Below are 6,270 nucleotides of genomic sequence, written 5' to 3' on the forward strand. Positions count from 1 at the left end.
CTTTTGGGTTGCCCATACTAACTGTAGTCTATCCATGTGAAAAGCGCTATAATATCATGTCCGGATAATTAGTGATAAAAAACCTTTTTCCCTTCTAACTTTTCTTTCCCTTCTGCCCTCTGCCTTCTTCCTTCTGCCTTCCTTCCTCTAAAGTGTAACTATTCAACCGAAAATGATATGACCCCACGAGTTCCTGCCTCTTTCTGAATCTCAAACCATTCAAGGGATCTTTTGGGTGACATCCGCAGATACCCCAAACGATAATTTGGAGTCTAGCAAAAGTCGCATGGCAAGGGAAGACAGCTACAAATGGTAGTGGGAGCATTTTGCTCCCATTTCAGATATTCCTTTTTCATGCTTCTAAAATTCCTATAATAACCTGAAGTAACTCTAACAAGTCTGTGGGAACTCGATACAAATTTATATCTTGTATTATTTGCTTTGTTTGAGTATCAAGAACAGCAAATTGCCAAATATTACCCATTGATACTGCACCGTATAACAGAGAATTGCTAGTAAATTCTGCTTGCTTGACAGCGATCAATTCTACTGCAAGTTGTGTGAAACCTCTTTGTAAGTCAGCATTTTTAGCTTCAATAACTAAAAATTGAGTTTGGGTTTGGAGAAAATAATCTAATTCTCCTTTCAACTGTTCGCTAACTTTTAAAGAATAACTCACCTTAATTTTAGCTTGGGTGTAGTGAATTAGTTCCATCAAAACCGGAGCGATGAGAAACTCCCGTCTAGCCATTTCGCTAGTTAAACTGACACAAGGTAAAATTTCTTCCAAGCGTTGTTTTAAAATGTCTAATCCTTCAAGTTGGCGATGAGTTTGGGGTAAAGTAAGCGATCGCGACTCATACCCATAGCCAAAATACGATAGAATATCGTCTGGTTCGGAGTTTAATTTAAAATAATCAGCAAAGGTATAAGACTGATTTGGGTCAATAACTGAACTTATAGACATAATTATATAAATTATCTGTAATAGGAAAAAATAGCTCTGTACAGTTTTAGCTATCTTAGCCCACTAATAGACTGATAACTGATAACTGATAAAGCCATGGGGTTATGGTGACTTTCGATAGTTTAAAGTTGATTCCTTATGGGTTTGATATTATTACTCACCCACAACTTTTTTCATATAATTTCCCCATAACTGAGCTGCTTGTCCACTACTACTATAAGTAGGAGAATTATTATCATTTCCTAACCAAATTCCTGTCACCATACTTTTGTTAGGAATATAACCAACAAACCATAAATCTACTCCTCGATTAGTTGTACCCGTTTTACCTGCTTCATCTAATCCTACATAAGCTCCACGACCAGTACCATATTGCACTACTCCTTGGAGCATTTGAGTCATGGTATCTGCTATTTGTGGTTGTAAAATCTGGCGGTTAGCTTGAATATCTCCTTGAGGGTTTTCACATTTTGGATCTGAATTATAGGAATAAATACAACGACAAGTGTAGATATTATCGCGATCGCTACAGTCACTACTATCAATAATCTTTCTAATGGTATGAGGGCGGTTTCCTACTCCACGGTTAGCGATCGTTCCATAAGCGCCAGTTATTTCTAAGACGTTAACTTCATTTTGACCCAATATTAATCCTGGTACAGCATCTAACTTAGATTTAACCCCTAAACGCTTTGCCATCCTGACTACATTACCTAAACCCACTTGTTGGGCAACTCGCAAAGCTACCACGTTTTCAGAGAGTGCTATTCCAGTGTACATATTTGTATTGCCGCCACTGCGTTGACAACCTCCGTAGGTTTGCCCCATCCATCTCATGGAGCTACAAGAATATATTTTTGTTGGTGGTATCCCTCTTTCCAAAGCAGCAGCGTAGGCAAAGATTTTAAAAGTAGATCCTGGTTGACGTTGTGCTTGAGTTGCCCGGTTAAACTGACTCTGTTGATAATCTGCACCTCCAGTCAAGGCGATGACTTCTCCATTTTTAGAGTCTATTGTGACTATAGCACCTTGGGAAAAATTAGCATAAGAACCGGCATTGTTAATTGCTTCTTTTAAACTTGTTTCTGCTAAGGTTTGAATTTCAGGATTTAAAGCTGTTTGAACAACAAAATTTCCTTCTCTAGCTAATTCTTCTCCTAACAATTCTTCCAGTTCACTAAATACATAACTATAATAATAAGGTGCTATTGTACTCTGGAGAATTTCTATAGCTTTAGGATTAATTTCTACCCGCGATCGCCTTGCTCTATCTGCTTCTTGTTGGTTAATCATGCCCAAAGTGAGCATGCGATAAATTACTCCATCTCTTTTTTCTATAGCTATTTGATAATTTTCTACGGGATTAAAAGTATTGGGTGCTGGTAAAATTCCTACTAATGTTGCTGCTTCTGATAAGGTTAAATCTTGAGCGCTTTTGCCAAAATAAAATCTAGAGGCATCTTCAAATCCGTATAAATCTAACCCTAAATAAACTTTATTCAGATAATTTAATAATATTTCGTTTTTATTATAAAAAGCTTCTATTTTGAAAGATACTATTGCCTCCCGTAGTTTCCTACCCACAGAATCTTCTGTACCTACATAGTCACGAAAGACGCTTCTTGCTAATTGTTGAGTTACTGTACTTCCTCCCTGGCTTATACCATCTGCCCTCAAATTTGTCAATACTGCTCTAGTAATTCCGATGGGGTCTACGCCGAAATGCCAATAAAAGCGACTATCTTCAGAAGCAATAACTGCATCAGGTAAATATTGAGAGAATTTAGAGATGCGCCCTAATTCATAATGAGCATTTCTGTAAGCTGGACGTAGAGGAGTTTGTCCATCACGAGCATAGATAACTACTGGGCCAGTAATTGGATTCGGTAAAGGGTCTACCTGAAATTTTGTCCATTCCAACAAAATAAGTAAACTGATTAAAGCGGTTAATCCAGAAATGCCGAAGACAGCATAACGAAATGCTTGAAAATACCAGGCAGGAGGGTCTACATATCGAATTTTAACAGTATCAGCTAATTCAGGTGGTCCTAAAGTTAGAACATCGCCGTGACGTAAGCTAAGACTAGAAATCTTTTTTTGCCCATTGTAGAGACCATTAGCAGAATTCTCATCTTTAACTACATAAGAAACGTTAGATTTATGAGTATTTTTGGAGATAGATAAATGAATTTTACTAATCAGGGGATTACGAATAACAATATCACAAGCTTGGGAAGAACGACCTAGTAAATAGCGATCGCCTAAAAGACGTTTTTTAGTTGGAGTAGCTTTTGCTTCCTGTATCCAGAGTTCGGGTACTTTAGCATTAGGTCTTAGTGCTAGTCGGGAAAGGTTGACGGCATGAATAGTAACCATCTGGGTAATATTGCCCAAGAGAGTTTGAGAGTTACGAGGAGGTCGTGGATAATTCATAACTGGAGGAAACAGCTAATCTGGGAACAGGGAGTTGGCGAATGTACTAACCCAATTTTTCGGCAATTTGCTTGAGAATTAATTGACATCAAATCCTTTGGCTTCAGAGTAATTAGGGTTTGCGCTTCACTAGTCTTTTTGCGCTCGGCAGGGAGTAGGGAGTAGGGAATAGGCAGTAGCTAAGAATCAAGAGCTAGAGGGAGTTATAGAGGAAGTACTCAGAAAAATTATCCCTTGCCTACTCTGCCCAACTATACGCCAAAATACCCACTTTCTGAGCTTTATAAGGCGAAAATCAGGTACTTTTTCAGGTTCTAAAAATGCTCAAACCTTTATCTATAAACGACTTTGATATTTAATCAGCAAACCCTAATTATAGATAGCTCGATTGTTATATAACTTATAGGGGCGAATGGCCATTCGCCCCTACAATATAGGCTTTTATCTTTGAACACTGAATAACACCAATGCTACCGGATTTGATATGACATCCTAACCTACAACACAGAAACTGTAATTCAGGATGTCTACAATATCTTTTATCTAAATCTAATTTTACTGGAAAATCTCGCAAATTGATATTGATTGTACCACACTTCTAATCTAATCCAGCATCAGTTACTGCGCCAAAACTACTAGAAGATACTAACTTCGCATATTTTGCTAATACACCTCTGGTATACCGGGGTGCTGGAGGTTGCCATGTTTGACGACGCTGTTGTAGTTCCTCATCAGAAATATTTAACTGTAACAAACGCTGGTGAGCATCAATAGTAATCATATCTCCTTCCTTTATCAGAGCGATCGCGCCACCTACTGCTGCTTCTGGAGCTACATGACCAACTACCATACCGTAAGTACCACCAGAAAACCTACCATCAGTAATCAATCCTACTTTATCTCCTAAACCAGCACCAATAATAGCCGAAGTTGGTGCCAACATTTCTCGCATTCCTGGCCCACCTTTCGGTCCTTCATAACGGACGACAATAATATCTCCTGCTTGAATTTTTCCTGCTAATATTGCCTCTAAGCAAGCTTCTTCTGACTCAAATACTTTTGCTGGACCTGTTATTTCTGGGTTCTTGACTCCTGTAATTTTAGCAACAGCTCCCTCAGTTGCCAGATTTCCTTTTAAAATAGCTAAATGTCCTTGAGTATACATCGGGTTATCCCAAGGACGAATTACATCTTGATTGGAGGGTGGTTCCGAAGGTACGTCTGCTAACTGTTCTCCAATAGTTTTACCTGTAATAGTTAGAGCATCTGGGTGAAGTAAGTCATGTTCGAGGAGCATTTTCATTACTAGAGGGATGCCACCTGCTTGATGTAAATTTGTTGTAACGTATCTACCGCTTGGCTTCAGATCGCACAATACAGGTACTCTTGCTCTAATAGTTTCAAAATCATCAATGGATAATTCTACATTAGCAGCATGAGCAATGGCTAATAGATGTAGAACTGCATTAGTGGAACCTCCAACTGCAGTAATTACTGAAATTGCGTTTTCTATCGCCTTGCGGGTAATTATTTGACGAGGTAGAATTTGTTTGCGGATAGCCTCTACTAGAACTTTGGCTGACTCCTCAGTACTATCAGCTTTTTCTGCATCTTCCGCCGCCATAGTTGATGAATACATCAGACTCATACCCATTGCTTCAAAAGCTGAAGACATAGTATTTGCCGTAAACATTCCTCCACAAGATCCAGCACCTGGACAAGCTCTACGTTCAATTTCTTTCAGCTCTGTTTCATCAATTTTTCCGGCACTGTATTTTCCTACTGCTTCAAAAGCACTAACTACAGTTAAGTCTTCGCCATTATAGTTACCTGGTTTGATAGTACCACCATAGACAAATATCGCCGGAATATTCATTCGAGCGATCGCTATCATTGCCCCTGGCATATTTTTATCACAACCGCCAATAGCTAAAACTCCGTCCATGGCCTGGCCATTACAAACTGTTTCGATGGAGTCGGCAATGACATCCCTAGAAACGAGAGAATATTTCATCCCCTCAGTTCCCATAGAAATACCATCGCTAATTGTAATTGTGCCAAATATCTGTGGCATTGCCCCTGCTTGTTTGGCTCCTGCCATGGCCCGCATGGCCAAATCATTGATGCCCATATTGCAGGGGGTAATAGTGCTATAAGCGTTAGCGACTCCGATAATTGGTTTAGTAAAGTCTGAATCTTCAAAACCTACAGCTCTGAGCATAGCTCGGTTAGGAGCACGTTGTACTCCTTTTGTTATTAATTGGCTTCTTACATTCTCTGGCATAGTATTTTTTTTGTTTTACTTATATTCTTGATTTTCTCAGAAGATAAGCCTGGTTTTTGAGATATTTACGATAAAGTTACCGAATAATTAATAATTAATAATTAATAATTAATAATTAAATAATTCTGGTTTAAAGCCTCCCCTTTTTAGAGCTGATTTGTAAACTGAGCTGAAACCCTTTTCTAACAGGGGTTTGCCGAAAACTATGCCCTGGGGTTTAGATAGACTCAAACCCTTACACTGTAAGGTATTTATCTTCATTAATATTTACTTTATAAATCAGCTCTAAGGGGAAAAAAGCGGTTGAGGGATGGCGAGGTCCCCTGCTCTTATCAGAGCCGCTCCGCTAACGCCATATCCAATCAACCAAGAGAAGAAATAATATTTCCTTATATTCAATTCCGTAGCGGTTTTAACCAGAGGTAATTATCAATTATCAATTAATGAATAAACTTAGGCCCTTAATTTGGTGTATGGAAGAAGGAAGAAGGAAAAATCTGGCGTTGTCTGAGTTTTAAGCTTTTGATATGTCCTAGTTACAAAAATAATTTCTGACTTCTGACTTCTGACTTCGTTAACCCTTATG

At 38.7% G+C, this 6,270-nt stretch carries 3 protein-coding genes; all 3 read right to left on the reverse strand.

Annotated features, from left to right (window positions below; translation table 11 throughout):
- Nucleotides 1–352: 352 nt before the first annotated feature.
- Nucleotides 353–967, reverse strand: coding sequence for a hypothetical protein (locus AC3DU7_RS21685; RefSeq protein WP_488041380.1), 615 nt, complete (start codon nt 965–967; stop codon nt 353–355).
- Between the two features lie 153 nt (nt 968–1,120).
- Nucleotides 1,121–3,400, reverse strand: coding sequence for a PBP1A family penicillin-binding protein (locus tag AC3DU7_RS21690; RefSeq protein ID WP_488041381.1), 2,280 nt, complete (start codon nt 3,398–3,400; stop codon nt 1,121–1,123).
- 598 nt (nt 3,401–3,998) lie between these two features.
- Complete coding sequence (ilvD, locus tag AC3DU7_RS21695; RefSeq protein ID WP_488041382.1) at nt 3,999–5,684, reverse strand: dihydroxy-acid dehydratase; 1,686 nt, start codon at nt 5,682–5,684, stop codon at nt 3,999–4,001.
- Nucleotides 5,685–6,270: the final 586 nt, after the last annotated feature.

This window comes from Okeania sp., assembly GCF_983059655.1.

What these genes read in the sequence shown, in the direction of transcription:
- AC3DU7_RS21685 (WP_488041380.1), bottom strand. Translation starts at nt 967, where the DNA reads ATGTCTATAAGTTCAGTTATTGACCCAAATCAGTCTTATACCTTTGCT.
- ilvD (WP_488041382.1), bottom strand. Translation starts at nt 5,684, where the DNA reads ATGCCAGAGAATGTAAGAAGCCAATTAATAACAAAAGGAGTACAACGT.
- AC3DU7_RS21690 (WP_488041381.1), bottom strand. Translation starts at nt 3,400, where the DNA reads ATGAATTATCCACGACCTCCTCGTAACTCTCAAACTCTCTTGGGCAAT.